This is a genomic window from Pseudomonas sp. W5-36 (assembly GCF_046540455.1).
GTDB lineage: Bacteria > Pseudomonadota > Gammaproteobacteria > Pseudomonadales > Pseudomonadaceae > Aquipseudomonas > Aquipseudomonas graminis_B.
In genome coordinates this window covers 115,170-129,100 of record NZ_JAXCIQ010000014.1, presented here as the reverse complement: position 1 = coordinate 129,100, position 13,931 = coordinate 115,170, and the positions used below count along the sequence as shown (strand labels likewise).

Annotated in this window: 12 protein-coding genes; 2 read left to right on the top strand and 10 right to left on the bottom strand. The window is 60.2% G+C overall.

What is annotated here, in order from left to right; all coding sequences use genetic code 11:
* Window positions 1-399: 399 nt before the first annotated feature.
* The 9 genes from SLW74_RS20580 to SLW74_RS20540 all read right to left on the bottom strand — a co-directional run bounded on the left by SLW74_RS20580 (window position 400) and on the right by SLW74_RS20540 (window position 10,111).
* Window positions 400-885, bottom strand: coding sequence for a hypothetical protein (locus tag SLW74_RS20580; RefSeq protein ID WP_065991283.1), 486 nt, complete (start codon window positions 883-885; stop codon window positions 400-402).
* 14 nt (window positions 886-899) lie between these two features.
* Window positions 900-1,388, bottom strand: coding sequence for an Hcp family type VI secretion system effector (locus tag SLW74_RS20575; RefSeq protein ID WP_065991284.1), 489 nt, complete (start codon window positions 1,386-1,388; stop codon window positions 900-902).
* Between the two features lie 282 nt (window positions 1,389-1,670).
* Window positions 1,671-1,862, bottom strand: a complete 192-nt coding sequence (locus SLW74_RS20570) for a hypothetical protein (protein WP_410929926.1) — start codon at window positions 1,860-1,862, stop codon at window positions 1,671-1,673.
* Entirely contained in the window at window positions 1,859-2,998 is a 1,140-nt protein-coding gene (locus tag SLW74_RS20565) for a PepSY-associated TM helix domain-containing protein (protein WP_065991286.1), read from the bottom strand. Before SLW74_RS20565 ends, SLW74_RS20570 begins: the two co-directional genes overlap by 4 nt.
* Window positions 2,999-3,079: 81 nt before the next feature.
* Window positions 3,080-5,515: a TonB-dependent siderophore receptor gene (locus tag SLW74_RS20560; RefSeq protein ID WP_410929925.1), complete on the bottom strand. Its 2,436-nt coding sequence runs from the start codon at window positions 5,513-5,515 to the stop codon at window positions 3,080-3,082.
* A 252-nt stretch (window positions 5,516-5,767) separates the two neighbouring features.
* Window positions 5,768-6,760, bottom strand: a complete 993-nt coding sequence (locus tag SLW74_RS20555; RefSeq protein WP_410929924.1) for a FecR family protein — start codon at window positions 6,758-6,760, stop codon at window positions 5,768-5,770.
* On the bottom strand, window positions 6,757-7,275 hold the full coding sequence (locus SLW74_RS20550) for an RNA polymerase sigma factor (protein ID WP_065991289.1): 519 nt from the start codon (window positions 7,273-7,275) through the stop codon (window positions 6,757-6,759). Before SLW74_RS20550 ends, SLW74_RS20555 begins: the two co-directional genes overlap by 4 nt.
* Window positions 7,276-7,446: 171 nt before the next feature.
* Window positions 7,447-8,166, bottom strand: a complete 720-nt coding sequence (locus SLW74_RS20545) for a PolC-type DNA polymerase III (RefSeq protein WP_410929922.1) — start codon at window positions 8,164-8,166, stop codon at window positions 7,447-7,449.
* A gap of 10 nt (window positions 8,167-8,176) precedes the next feature.
* Entirely contained in the window at window positions 8,177-10,111 is a 1,935-nt protein-coding gene (locus tag SLW74_RS20540) for a putative nucleotidyltransferase substrate binding domain-containing protein (RefSeq protein WP_410929921.1), read from the bottom strand.
* 232 nt (window positions 10,112-10,343) lie between these two features.
* On the opposite strand from SLW74_RS20540, the gene SLW74_RS20535 reads away from it, so the two are divergent.
* Window positions 10,344-10,790, top strand: coding sequence for a response regulator (locus SLW74_RS20535; protein ID WP_065991292.1), 447 nt, complete (start codon window positions 10,344-10,346; stop codon window positions 10,788-10,790).
* Between the two features lie 82 nt (window positions 10,791-10,872).
* Here SLW74_RS20535 and SLW74_RS20530 read toward each other — a convergent pair whose 3' ends face one another.
* On the bottom strand, window positions 10,873-13,050 hold the full coding sequence (locus SLW74_RS20530; protein WP_410929920.1) for a malate synthase G: 2,178 nt from the start codon (window positions 13,048-13,050) through the stop codon (window positions 10,873-10,875).
* Between the two features lie 322 nt (window positions 13,051-13,372).
* Between SLW74_RS20530 and SLW74_RS20525 the strand changes: the two genes are divergently transcribed.
* Entirely contained in the window at window positions 13,373-13,900 is a 528-nt protein-coding gene (locus SLW74_RS20525) for a glycine cleavage system protein R (protein WP_410929919.1), read from the top strand.
* The last annotated feature ends 31 nt before the right edge of the window (window positions 13,901-13,931 follow it).

Sequence of the window (13,931 nt, the reverse complement as noted above, 5' to 3'; positions counted from 1 at the left end):
GAATTGAGGGGGCAGAACGCAGGCTGGCTGGCTTTGTAAATTGCCGACGGTCGTATGATGACTGGAATGGCGGAAAATGCTTGTCCCTCGCTTGAGGAGCGGGGGGCAAGCCAGTCGTCTGGTGAGGCAATGCGGTTCGCTACTTTGGCTCGTCGTCACGCCACCAGCTATAGATCACTAGGTCTACTCCGAGATAGAAAATGCCAAATAACAGTGTTTCGTAATCCAGGAAGTAAGCATCTCGCACTTCTTCCATGGCAACAATCCATGAGATGACGTACTTGAAGTAGAAGACTATCAACGCCAAGCCAGTCAAGCATTGATAGAGTCTTGGTACGGTGATTCGACGTATACCCCAGATCACAAAACACATAATTGCCAGGGACAGACCAGTTCCCATCAGCGGCCGCCGTTCACTTTCAGGATTAACGATGCTGACGAGCGTTGAGGACCGATGCCACCTGACACTTGGGCATCAATACTGACGATGACGTCTCCTGAATGAAAGGTCGGCAATCTGTTTTTGATCGCCGAAGCGGATGTTGTTCCAGCGATCTTTTCCGCGATGCTCCCTAACGGTGACGCAAGTTTTCCTCCGATGGAGCCAACTAGGGTTCCTATCGTAGCCCTCTGATCATTAAGCAGGTCTGCTGAGTTCCGGCTCACTGGTTGTGACACCGCAAGCACCATCCGGCAAGGCCGCCCCTGTGCAAGCATTCGCTCGTAGGTTTCCTCAATCAACCGGGTGACCTCAAAATGACTCCTGGTTATTTCCGGTAGGTTGATCGTTCTCAACGATGCGGCATCGTCCGGCTGCACGGTGAAGTGAATAAGCGTAAACACGACACCGTAATGGCCGACATGTTGGGTACGTTCGAAGTCCATGACATATCCCTCGCTCAACAATATTGCTTATTGCCGATCCTGTCCCATCCGCCCGTTACGCTGCCGGCCGCGCTCCCGTCGTTTCTTTTTTGCAGGGTGTAGGTCGAGCGGATACGGCCGTAGTTGAGCTGGATGAGTTCGGTGGGAATGCCGTCGTTGGCGAGTTGGTTGTATTCGGCAATGATCACTTCTTCGAGAATGATTTCGTAGAACTTCATTTTGTCGCCCCCTGCACGGTGTACGGAAAGCTTCACTTCCTTGAAGTGCTCTCCGGCGCAGTTGGCTGCCATCAGTTTGCAGCTCGACTTGTCGAGCATCTTGGTCAGCGTCAGGTTGCTGAGCGTGGTGCGCCCGGAAGTCGCGCCGCCAGCCGTGCTGGCTGTAACGGACGCGCTCTGGTAGGTGCCGAACGAATACCCGGTGATTTCAATCCAGTCTTTGCACTGCTCATCCAGTGCTTCGCCAGCAATGCCTTCAATCTTCAAAAATGCGTCGAGCGCCATTGTGGGTCTTCCCGATGGATAGTGTGGATGCCCTGCCAGGGCGGAATATCGATTATCGGGAGGGTGACTCGCAGGGGAGGCCAGCCTGGGAGTCGGAGCGTGTAGGACGCTTAGTGTTGTTGCGAGGGAAGTTTCTTACGGACTTGTTCGACTTATAACCAAGGGAGGCCAGGCAGGATGCGATGTTTTACTGCGGATGCGCGCGCCCCTGCCATCGTCAGAGCAAACCGGTTCATTGGGAACGGTTCGATGTAAATCTTGTAAAAGCGGGGCTTCGGTGAATCAAACCCGCTTGCGCGCCATCAATCCTTTGCAGCTGTACCAGGTCGGAATGGCCATGCCGACCCAGGCGAGTACATCCCACGCACCGTCGCCCAGCAGCGCGGCGAACAGGCCGACTGCGGTCAGCAGGGCGATCCAGCCGGGCGTGCCGAAGGTCTTCCAGAACGCGGGGTGCTTTTTGTGTCGGGTCATGCCACTTCCGCCTCTACGGCGACTGCTTTTGCCGCAGCGACTGTGGCGCGACGACGGACCCACCACAGGTACAAGCCACTGCCGAGGACGATGATGGTCAAGACGTCCAGCGCGGCCCAGAGGATTTTCATCGGCATGCCGCCGTAGTCGCCGAAGTGCAGCGGTTGCGACAGCAGCAGGGCGTCCATGTACCACGGGCGCCCCAGCGTCGCGGTCACGTGCAAGTCCTGGGCGTCAATCAGTACGGGAGTGAGCAGGTGAGACGTCAGGTGCGTGTCGCCTTTCATGAACACGGCGTAGTGATGCTCGCTGGAAAAACGCGAGCCGGGAAAGGCAATGAAGCTCGGCTCGGCGCCGGGGACAGTGGCTTTGGAGATGTCGATCAATCGCGTTGCCGGTGCGCGTTCGGCCAGGGGTGGGGCGTCCTTGTAGGGCGCGATCATGGTCATCAGCGCGTCGGTGCGCCACTGGGCGATCACTAAATCGGCGCAGGCGTTGAGCACACCGGTCAGGCCCACGACCATGGCCCAGGTCAGCGTGACGACGCCGATCAGGTTGTGCAGATCAAGCCAACGTACCCGCGTGGATTTATTCGGCCGCACCGTGGCGAAATCCAGCCGACGCATAAAGGGTGCGTACAGCACGACGCCGGAAATGATCGCCATGACAAACAGAAGGCCCATGAACGCCAGCAACAGCTTGCCCGGCAACCCCGCGTACATGTCCACGTGCAGACGCAGCATGATCATCATGAAACCGCCGTTGGCGCTCGGCGTTTCCATCGCTTCGCCGGTGCGGGCGTCGAGCATGAAACTGTGGGATTCATTGGGGTCGCCGCCGGCGGTTTTACCCATGATGGCGTAGACGCCGTTGGGGTCATCATCATCCCAGCCGAAATACTGCATCACGTCGCCGGGGCGATGGGCCTCGGCTGAGCGAACCAGTTGCTCTAGGTCCAGATGCGGCGTGCCGGCGGGCATTTCCTTGAATTCCGGTGCATCGCCCGTCAGGTGAGCGATCTCGTGACTGAAGATCAGCGGCAAGCCAGTGACTGCCAGCATCAGCAGGAATGCCGTGCAGATCAGGCTGGTCCACGTGTGGATGAAAGACCAGCGGCGAATGGTTTGGCTTTTCATGTGGAAATCCGGAGTCAGCGAAAGCGACAAAGGCCGCTGTGTGGGAGCGGCCCTTGTTTCGGGTAATGAGAGTTTAAACGATTACCATTTGTAGTCTACGCTCGCGAGCACGGTACGACGGTCGCCGTAGTAGCAATAGAAGCCGTCGCAGGTGGAAATGTATTCCTTGTCAAAGACGTTGTTGGCATTGACCGACACGCTCACGCCCTTGAGGGTGTTGTTCATGCGGCCGAGGTCGTAATGCACGGCAGCGTCGTAGACGGTGTAGGCATTGCTGTGCCCGTAGTTGGAATCGGCGACAAAGCCGTAACTGCCGATCGCAATATTGTCGGTCTCGCCAATGTACCGTGCGCCAAAGCCCAGGCCGAAACCGTCGAGCACCCCGTTGTGCCAAGTGTAATCACCCCAGATCGCCGCTTGGTTTTCGGGCGTGAGTGGCAGTGGACGATTCTTGTCCAGCGGGTCGGTGACTTTGGTCATCTTGCTGTTGGCGTAGGTATAGGACGCCGTCACTTTCAGGTTGTCCGTGACATTGCCCACCGCTTCCAGCTCGAAGCCGCGCACCTTCGCTTCGCCCAAGGGTCGCTGCACGCCCAGGATGTCGCTGAGCACGATGTCACGACGGGTCAGGTCATAGGCCGCGGCGGTGAAGAGGATGTTGCTGCCAGGCGGCTGGTATTTGAGGCCCACTTCGTACTGCTTGCCCGTCCCCGGCTGGAATGCCACGCCGTTGGCGCCGCCTTGCTCTGCCTGGAACGACTCGGCGTAGGAAATGTAAGGCGTGAATCCGGAGTCGAAGACGTAGCTGAGCGCGGCGTTGCCGGTGAACGCGCTGTCGGTGCGGTCGTCGGACTGATCGCTGTTGTAGAACTTCGATTCGGTCTTGAGCAGATCCTGGCGCCCGCCCAGGGTCAGACGCCAGTTATCCAGGGCCAGTTGGTCCTGAATATAAACGCCGACGCCCCGGGTTTTCTGGTTGTAATCCTGATACGCGGTGTAATCGATGTTGCTGAAGTCCTGCCCGTAAATCGGCTTGGCGATGTTGCTGGTCGGCGCGTTGCCGTACTGCCATTTGTAGTTGTGATTCAGTCGCTGATAGTCGAGCCCGAGCAACAGGGTGTGCTTGAGTTCGCCCGTGTCGAAGTCGGCTTGCAGGTTGTTGTCCAGCGCGAACTGGGAAATGTCCTCGTTGACGACGTTGGCGCCGCGAGCAACGGTGCCATCGTCTGACACCGAGCCGAAATAGCCGCCTGCCGTGATTCCCTGAAAGGACAGGTCGCTTTTGGTATAGCGGACGTTCTGCTTGAACTGCCAGACGTCGTTGAGACGATGCTCGAAGGCATAGCCAAGCGCGTAGTAAGTCTTGTCGTAAAACTCCCAGTCCGGATCGCCCAGGTTTTCGTGATATTTCACGCGGCCCACGGCCGATGGGTATTTGGTGCCCTGAATCGGCAGGAACTGGCTGGTGATCCCGGTATCGTCACGATTGAACTGGCTGAGAAAGGTCAGTTTGGTGTCCGGGTCGATGTTCCAGGTCAGGCTCGGCGCGAGGTTGTAGCGCTTGTCATCGATGTGGTCCACCGAGGTGCCGCTGTCACGCACGACGCCGCTGACGCGGTACTCGAAATTGTCGGCATCGTCGATCTTGCCGGTGCTGTCGAAGCTGATCTGCTTGCGGTTGTAAGTGCCGACCTGAACCTGCACCTCGTGGCTGGCGTCGGCTTCGGGGCGACGACTGACCATATCAAGCATGCCGCCTGGCGGGGTCTGACCATAAACCGAAGACGCCGGGCCACGCAGGAGGGCAACGTGCTCCAGATCCCAGGTCTCCATTTTCGGCATCACGTATGCCCCTTTCGGCAGTGGCAGGCCGTCGAGGAATTGGGTGGGTTCAAAGCCGCGGACTTTCAGCCATTCGGACCGGCTGTCGCTGCCGTAACTGCTGGCAACCACGCCCGGCATGTAGCGAACGGCGTCGTCGATGTTCTGCACCGCCCGATCCTGCATCTGCTGCCGGGTCGCGACCGAGATCGAGCGCGGTGCCTCAACCAGCGCGGTGTCGGTTTTGGTGCCGGCTGCGGTGCGACTCGCGGCGTATCCCTGCGCCGGGCCCCACGCGCTTTCGAAGCTTTCCTGACTGCCTTGAATGCTGGTGGCCGGCAATGCCATCGCGCCTTCAGGCGCAGCCACCAGCGTGTAGGTCCCTGCCGTCGTCAGGTTCAGTTGCAAGCCAGTGCCGCGCAGCGCCTGGCCCATCGCCCCAGACGCGTCGAACTGCCCCTGAACCGGCGCCGACGTGCGCCCCGCTGCCAGTGCCGGATCCAGCGACAGGGCCAGGCCCGCCTGACTGGCAATCTGCGTCAGCGTCGTGGACAGCGGCGCGGCCGGCAGATCGTAGGTACGGACGCTGGAAGTCTGGGAAGCGGCCATCAGCGGCGCACTGAGCAGCGGCGCGGCAATGGCGACGGCGATAGCCAGTAGGCTCGGTCGCAGAAGGGTGTGAAGCGTGCGGGACATGAACGGCACCTCGATGGAAATGGTTCTCAATGCCTATGTGCCGAACGAGATCTGAAAAGTGATAGGGCCGGGCGAAAATAATCTGTGAGTTCATTCAGTAGGCGTACGAAGGCCCTGTGGGAGCGAGCTTGCTCGCGGAGACAATTCTCAGCCCTGGTGATCCAGTGGATGTACCGGCCCCTTCGCGAGCAAGCTCACTCCCACAGGGTTGCGGTTATCCAGATGCCCCAAGCCTGCCCAAGAGACCCCGAATTAAAGCGCAGCTGCCGGCTTCTTCCCGCTGCCGACCACCGTCACCCACCACGGCGTACGTGCTTCGATCTGCACGGGCAGCGTGGGCGTCAGAGCCTTGAGCGCCAGGTCGGTATTGGTCAACGGAAAGCTGCCGGTGATACGCAGGTCTGCAACGTCTTTCGCAACGCCGAGATGGCCCGGACGATAGCGGGCAAGCTCCGCAACGACATCTGCCAGACGAGCGTTATCGACCACCAGCATGCCGCGCATCCAGGCGCCGGTGCCGGGCGTCAGGGCGAGCATGGGCCCGAGGCTGTTGCGATGAATCAACATCTGCTGCCCCTCGTTCAGCACCTTTTCATGATTCGAAGCCTGCGGGTGCACGGCGACGGCTGATTGCAGCACGCTCAACAGCGTGCCGTCGGCCTGCCGCTTGACCAGGAACTGCGTGCCCAGTGCACGCATCTGCCCCTCAGGCGTCTCGACGATGAACGGACGCGCGTCGTTGTGGCTCCCGGTCTCCACGAAGATCTCGCCTTCTTGAAGCACGACCCGCCGCTGTTTGTCATCGAACCGCACGTCCAGTGCACTGTGGGTGTTGAGGCGGATCAGGGTGTTATCCGACAAGCGAATCGTGCGCTGCTCGCCGGTGGCGGTGCGCAGATCCGCCAGCCAGTAATCCACCGGCAGCAGGCGATCACCCAGAAACAGCGTCAATCCCAGCGCCAGCGCCACCCCTGCAAACCCGCGTCCCAGCTTGCGCAAACGCGAGCCCATCCCGTCACGGGACCCCAAAAGCGCCGAACGTGCCGGGCCGGTGGTCCCGGCAAAACGTTGATCGACCATGCCCAACTGCATCCAGGCCCGGGCGTGCTCGTCGCTGGCGGCGTACCACTTGGCGAACTCTTCACGCTCGGCTTCGCTGCCCCGGCCGCAATCCAGGCACAGTTGCCAGGCGATGGCGGCGTCCAGCACGTGGGATGAAACAGGTCGGGTAGAAATACGGCTCATGTTGGTTCGCCATAGAGTGCGATGTAGCACTGGCGTAAGCCCTGCGCCAGGTACTGACGCACACGGGGTACCGAGACGCCGAGCTTTAAGGCGATCTCCGCGTGGGGCATGCCGTCCAGGCGGTTGTACAGAAAGGCGGCGCGCGCCTTGCTGGACAGCTTGCCCAGCAGACGGTCGATGGCTTTGAGGTCTTCGAGAATCAGCTGCTGCTCTTCCAAGGAAGGTTGTTCGCCCTCGGGAATCAGCATCAGCTCGTCCAGATACGCCTGTTCCAGCGCGGCACGACGGAAGTGGTCGAACAGCAAGCCTTTCGCGATCGAAACCAGAAAGGCCCGGGGTTCGCGGGGTTCAAGCAATTGCTCGCGGCCGAGCAAGCGGATGAACGTGTCTTGACTGAGGTCTTCGGCGCGGTGGGGGCAAGCGACATTGCGTCGGAGCCAGCCCAGCAGCCAGCCGCGATGGTCGCGATAGAGCGTTCCGACGAGCTGCTGCTGGGGACTTTGAAGTGACGACACAAGCGCACCGAGGAGAACAAAGGGGCTAACGAGAATTGTTCGCGATTGTGTCAGAGCCGCCCAATGCTGGCAATTGGTCCTTGTAGGAACAAGCCGAACGGTTGACGTAAGAATCAACCATTAGATTTGTAAGGCGCGGCGGGATCCAGAGGCAGGCCCAGAGGATGAACGCTAAAACGAATGCGATTGTTGCTGCCGTCGCCATTTCGCCACGCCTTGCTCAAGCTGTGTAGGGGTTTCGATCCCCTGTCTTCTGGCGTGGCTGAACAGAATCATCGCGAGTTCGGCGGTCACCAGGGCATCGGCGCTGGCGTGATGACGCTCTTCGGCGTGAAGCCCGAAGAGCCGCGTCCAGTCGTCCAGGCCTGCCTGACGCAAATTCGCGTTCGGGCAAATGAAGGGCGCGATGTGAGCGACATCGATGAAGGGGTGCAGCAGGCGATAGCCCAGGCTTTCCTTTAATGCACGCCCCAGCATGTGCTCGTCGAACGCCGCATGGAACGCCAGCAGCGGGCTGTCACCCACGAATGCCATGAAATCCAGCAGCGCTTCCACCGGCTCGCTGCCTGCCGCAATTGCGGTGGGCCCCAGCCCGTGAATCAATACGCTCGGGCCGAGTTTGTGATCGGTGCGCATCAGCGTGCGCTCGAACTGCTGCCCCAGATCGATCGCGCCATCTTCGATGACCACGGCGCCAATCGACAGCACGTCGTCCCGCTGCAGATTCAGCCCGCTGGTCTCAAGATCGACCACGACCCACCGTTGCTGGCGCAGTGTCTTTTGATCCAGGACGCCCGGGCCGGGCAAGGCGCGCAGGCGCTGTTGCTGTTCAGGTGTCAGCTCAGGGGCGACGGCGCGTTTGGGGGGCTTGAGCCAGCGGAACAAATTCATGATCAGTCGCTTACAGTTGGTAGCGCACGGTGAGGCTGGTCTGCAGCCGCTGCGCCTGCCGGAACGACTCACGCAGGATGCGCCGGTCCAGATGATTGAGCACATCCGGGTCGATGCGATTGGAGTAGGGCAGGTTTTGCCGGTTCTGCTGCTGATGCTGTTGCATACGGGTTTGCTGGATGAAGTGATAAGCCTCTTCATAGGCCGCACCGTCCAGCGGGTCGATCACCTCTTTGGCGACCAGCTGACGCAGCCTGTCCAGCGTGTTGCTCGCCTCGACGCCATTGGCCAGCGCGAGCACGCGCGCTCCGTCGACGAACGGCGTCAGGCCTTGGGTTTTAAGGTCCAGTGTGTCCTTCTCGCTGCCTTTTCGGGCGACCACGAAATCCTTGAAGCGGCCCACCGGTGGGCGTTGACGCAGGGCGTTGTCGGCCATCATGCGCTGGAACAAGGCGTTGTCTGCGACCTGCGCAAGAATGCTCTGACGCAATTGATCGCCGCCGCTTTCATCGCCCCAGACCACGCGCAGATCGAAATAGATGGAAGACGACAGCAGGTTCTCCGGTGTGGCTTCGCGAATGAACGAGCCGAAGCGCCGCGCCCACTCGATACGCGACAGGCACAGCTGGGGATTGCTCGCCATAATCCCGCCCTTGCACAGCGCGAATCCGCACACCGCCAGGCTTTGATTGATCCGCTCGGCGATGGGCAACAACCGGCCGCGAATCTCAGCGGCCTCGGCGGCATCCCTGGCTTCGAACAGAATGCCGTTGTCCTGATCGGTGTACAGCGTCTGCTCGCGCCGGCCCTCGCTGCCGAAACACAGCCAGCTGAAAGCGATGCCAGGATCGCCTTTTTCTTCGAGCGTCAGCTCGATGACGCGGCAGACCATGTGATCGTTGAGCAGCGTGATGATCTGGGTGATCTGGGTGGACGAGGCGCCGTGGGCGAGCATTCGGTCCACCAGTTGAACGATGTCGCCGCGCAGATTGGCCAGCGAATCGATGCGCGGCGCGCTGCGGATGGTGCGCGCCAGATGCACCAGATCCACGCGCTGCAGGGAGAACAGGTCGCGCTCGGAGACCACGCCACACAAGCGCTGATCTTTCACCAGACAGACGTGGGCGATATGGCGCTGGGTCATGGCAATGGCCGCATCGAAGGCGCTGGCGTCCGGGCTCAGGTAGAACGGCGCCTGAATCATGCTGCGTTCGATGGGCTCGCCGAAGTCGGCGTCGATGTTGGCGACGACCTGGCGCAGATCGCGCAGCGTGAAAATACCCAGCGGCGCTTTGGCCTCGTCCACGATCACGATACTGCCGACTTGCTGCTCGTCCATCTGCCGCACGGCCTCACGCAGCGGCGTGTCGGGGGAGCACGTCACCGGGTGACGCATCGCCAGTTCACCCAGTCGCGTATTCAGTGAGTATTGGGTGCCGAGTGTTTCCACCGCCTTCTGCTTTACTTGCTGATTGACCTGATCGAGCAGGCTGCTGACGCCGCGCAGGGCGAAGTCGCGGAACTCATTTGAGAGCGCAAACAGCTTGATGAAGGCTTGCTTGTTGAGCTGCAGACAGAAAGTGTCTTCGGCCGCCAGATGCTCGGTTCGTGTGGCGCGTTCGCCGAGTAGTGCCGCGAGGGGAAAGCACTCGCCCGTGGTTATTTCGAACGTGGTCTCGGTGCCGCGTTTTGCGGAATGGGGGCGCTCACCCACGACGCGGCCTTGCTTGACGATGTAAAAATGTTCTACTGGCCCATCGCTAGGCTTGATGATGCTCTCGTCTGTAGCGTAGAAACGCAGGTGACACTGTTCCACAAGGTAGGCCAGATGGGCATTTTCCATCTGGTTGAACGGCGGGAATTTTTGCAGGAACTGCATCGTGCCGTGGATGTTCTGCAGAACGGCTGTTTTGCCTGCCTGGGTAAAAGCGTCCGCTTTGCTCATGACCGATACCGCTTGTTTTTATTGACCCCATGGTCGACCGCTTATCGGGCAGTGCCCATTGGACGTAAGTCTTAGGTGACTGCAAAGGCATTGGCTCGCATCGAACCAAGGTGTACAACCGCAGCGATGCAGTTAGCGCGAGGCCCCAGGGCCGGCATGAAGCCGACAGGATGTGCAGCGTATCAATCGCTTGCGCTGTCAGAATTGGAGTCGACAGGAAGATGAGACGGGTATGTTCGATCACAGTATTTTGAGTGATGAAGAGCGCGAAGCCCTCAATGAGGTAATGCTCGCGCCTGCGTCCCAATCGCCACATCGGGTGTTGATCGTCGATGACGACAAGGATGCTCGGGAAGTTCTGGCCGAAATTCTCAGTCTCAATGACATCAGCTGCATCACCGCCGCCGGCGGCACCAGCGCCATGCACTTGCTGCAGACCCGGCCCTCCATTGCGCTGCTGATCACCGATCTGCGCATGGCGCCGTGCGACGGGCTGGACCTGATTCGAAGGGTGCGCGAATCGGACCGTGCGGAGTTGCCGATCATTATCGTGTCTGGCGACGCCAACGTACGTGACGCCATCGACGCCATGCACCTGAGCGTGGTGGATTTCCTGCTCAAGCCGATCAATACCAAGCAGCTGTTGCGACTGGTGAAGCGGGAGCTGGAAATGGCCTGATAACGCCGTCTCTGGACTGCGTTGCGGCAATAAAAAAGGCGGTGTCCATTTGCGTGGACACCGCCTTTTGTCTGGGCGCTGATTAAGCCCCGTGTTTTGCCTTGAACTCCCGACGGCGACGGTGCAGCACCGGCTCGGTGTAACCGTTCGGCTGCCGTGTGCCTTCGATCACCAGTTCAACCGCTGCCTGAAACGCGATGTTGCTGTCGAAATCCGGTGCCAGGGGGCGATACAGCGCATCACCTGCGTTCTGACGGTCCACCACCGGTGCCATGCGCTTCAGACTTTCCATTACCTGCTGCTCGCTGACCACGCCGTGGCGTAGCCAGTTGGCGATGTGCTGGCTGGAAATGCGCAGCGTGGCACGGTCCTCCATCAGGCCGATGTCGTTGATGTCCGGCACCTTCGAGCAGCCAACGCCCTGATCGATCCAGCGCACCACATAACCGAGAATGCCCTGGGAGTTATTATCCAGTTCGTTCTGGATCTCCTCGGCCGTCCAGTCAGTGTTCGGCGCCAATGGAATGGCCAGAATATCGTCGACAGAGGCCGGCGCGCGCCGGGCAAGCTCGGCCTGACGCGCGAACACATCGACCTTGTGGTAATGCAACGCGTGCAGTGCAGCGGCAGTGGGCGAGGGAACCCACGCGGTATTGGCGCCGGCCAGTGGATGGGCGATTTTCTGTTCAAGCATCGCGGCCATCAAGTCAGGCATCGCCCACATGCCCTTGCCGATCTGCGCGCGCCCTTGCAGGCCGCATTTCAAGCCGATATCGACGTTTGAATTTTCATACGCGCCGATCCACTTTTCCGCCTTCATCTGCGCCTTGCGTACGACAGGGCCGGCTTCCATCGACGTGTGAATCTCGTCACCGGTGCGGTCCAGGAAGCCTGTGTTGATGAACACCACACGCTCGCTCGCCGCCTGAATGCAGGCCTTGAGGTTGATCGTGGTGCGACGCTCTTCGTCCATGATCCCGACTTTCAGCGTGTTGCGCGGCAGGTTCAGCACCGCCTCTATACGCCCGAACAACTCGTTGGTGAACGCCACTTCCTCAGGGCCGTGCATCTTTGGTTTGACGATGTACACCGAGCCCGTGCGGCTGTTGGCGCGGGATGTATTGCCCTTGAGGTTGTGAATCGCCGCGAGGCTGGTCAGCAGGCCATCAAGAATGCCTTCCGGCACTTCGTTGCCCTGATTGTCGAGGATCGCATCGATGGTCATCAGGTGACCGACGTTGCGCACGAACAGAAGCGAGCGGCCATGCAGCGTGACGGGTTCGCCGGTGGGCGAGGTGTAAACGCGGTCGGGGTTCATGGTACGGGTGAAGCTAGTACCGCCTTTGGCGACTTCTTCGGACAGATCGCCCTTCATCAGCCCCAGCCAGTTGCGGTACACCACGACCTTGTCGTCGGCGTCGACGGCAGCGATGGAGTCTTCGCAATCCATGATGGTGGTCAGCGCCGCTTCCATCAGCACGTCTTTGACACCGGCCGGGTCGGTCTGGCCGACCGGGCTCGTGGCGTCGATCTGGAGTTCGAAGTGCAGACCGTTGTGCTTGAACAGCAGCGCGGTCGGCGCCGACGCGTCGCCCTGGAAGCCGATCAGCTGAGCATCGTCGTGCAGGCCGGTGTTGCTGCCGCCCTTGAGGCTGACGATCAGCATGCCATCGACCAGCTTGTAGCCGGTGGAGTCAACGTGGGAGCCCGCCGCGAGTGGGGCGGCTTCGTCCAGAAAGGCGCGGGCGAAGGCGATGACTTTGTCGCCGCGGACGCGGTTGTAGCCTTTGCCTATTTCCGCGCCGTCCGCTTCGCTGATGGCGTCGGTGCCGTACAGCGCGTCATACAGCGAGCCCCAGCGGGCATTCGATGCATTGAGCGCGAAACGTGCGTTCATCACCGGCACCACCAACTGGGGGCCGGCCATGCGGGCAATTTCTTCGTCAACGTTTTGTGTGGTGATCTGGAAGTCTGCCGCTTCTGGCAGCAGATAGCCGATTTCCAGCAGGAACGCTTTGTAGGCGGACGCGTCGTGGGCGTTGCCGGCATTGGACTGATGCCACGCGTCGATACGCGCCTGGAATTCGTCGCGTTTGGCGAGCAGGGCTTTGTTCTTCGGTGCGAGCTCGTGGATGAGCGCATCGGCACCGGCCCAGAATGAAGCGGCGTCGAGGCCGGTTCCGGGAATGGCTTCGTTGTTCACGAAATCCAGCAGGACATTGGCGACCCGCAGGCCCCCGACTTGAACGTGTTCAGTCATTGCTTGCCTCACTCTGCTCAGCTATTTGACATCTATGTAGTGCGCGCGAGGCGATACTACATGACGCTTCGCGGCGTGAAAATCCAGACTTGATTTGCAGCGATCGACCGAATTTAGGCATTCGGTCAGGCACCGGCATGGGATGTTCTCAAAGAGCGATCAGATTGTTCCAGAAAATTATTCGGATCGTACACAGAAATTCCTGATGCGCTTACACCGCTGCGGGCAGTGCAGACCTGCCTATACTCCCCACAACCACCCCGCAACCCTTGAGGCGTGGTATTAAACAGACCTCAGTTGCTGCACATAAAAGGAGTCGTTTGTGGATCATCTTATCGTCACGGTGTCTGCACCGGACAAGCCAGGCGTGGTCGAGCAGCTCGCCGCATGCATTGCCGATCACGGTGGCAATTGGCTGGAAAGCCGTATGTCACACATGGCCGGGCAGTTCGCCGGGATCCTGCGGGTCAGCGCGCCGGTCGACGCGCATCAGCCCCTGCGCAGCGCGCTGGAAGGGCTCTCGGTAAAAGGCATCCGTGTACTGTTCGCCGAAGTCCTTCCGGAATCCTTGCCGCAGTGGAGGCCCATCACCATGGACCTGGTGGGCAATGATCGATCCGGGATCGTGCGCGACGTCACTCGCGTGCTGACCGAGCAAGGCGTCAACCTGGAACACTTGGTGACCAGCGTCGAACCCGCGCCCATGAGCAGCGAAACGCTGTTCCGCGCCCATGCCGAGTTGGGATTGCCGATGGACCTTTCACTGGATGTGCTGCAGCAGCGGTTGGAAACCCTGGCGGATGACCTGATGGTGGAACTGCATCTGCCGACCGACGAGTCATCGATGTAACCGCTGCAGGTCCCGATTTTTGACGGGCTTG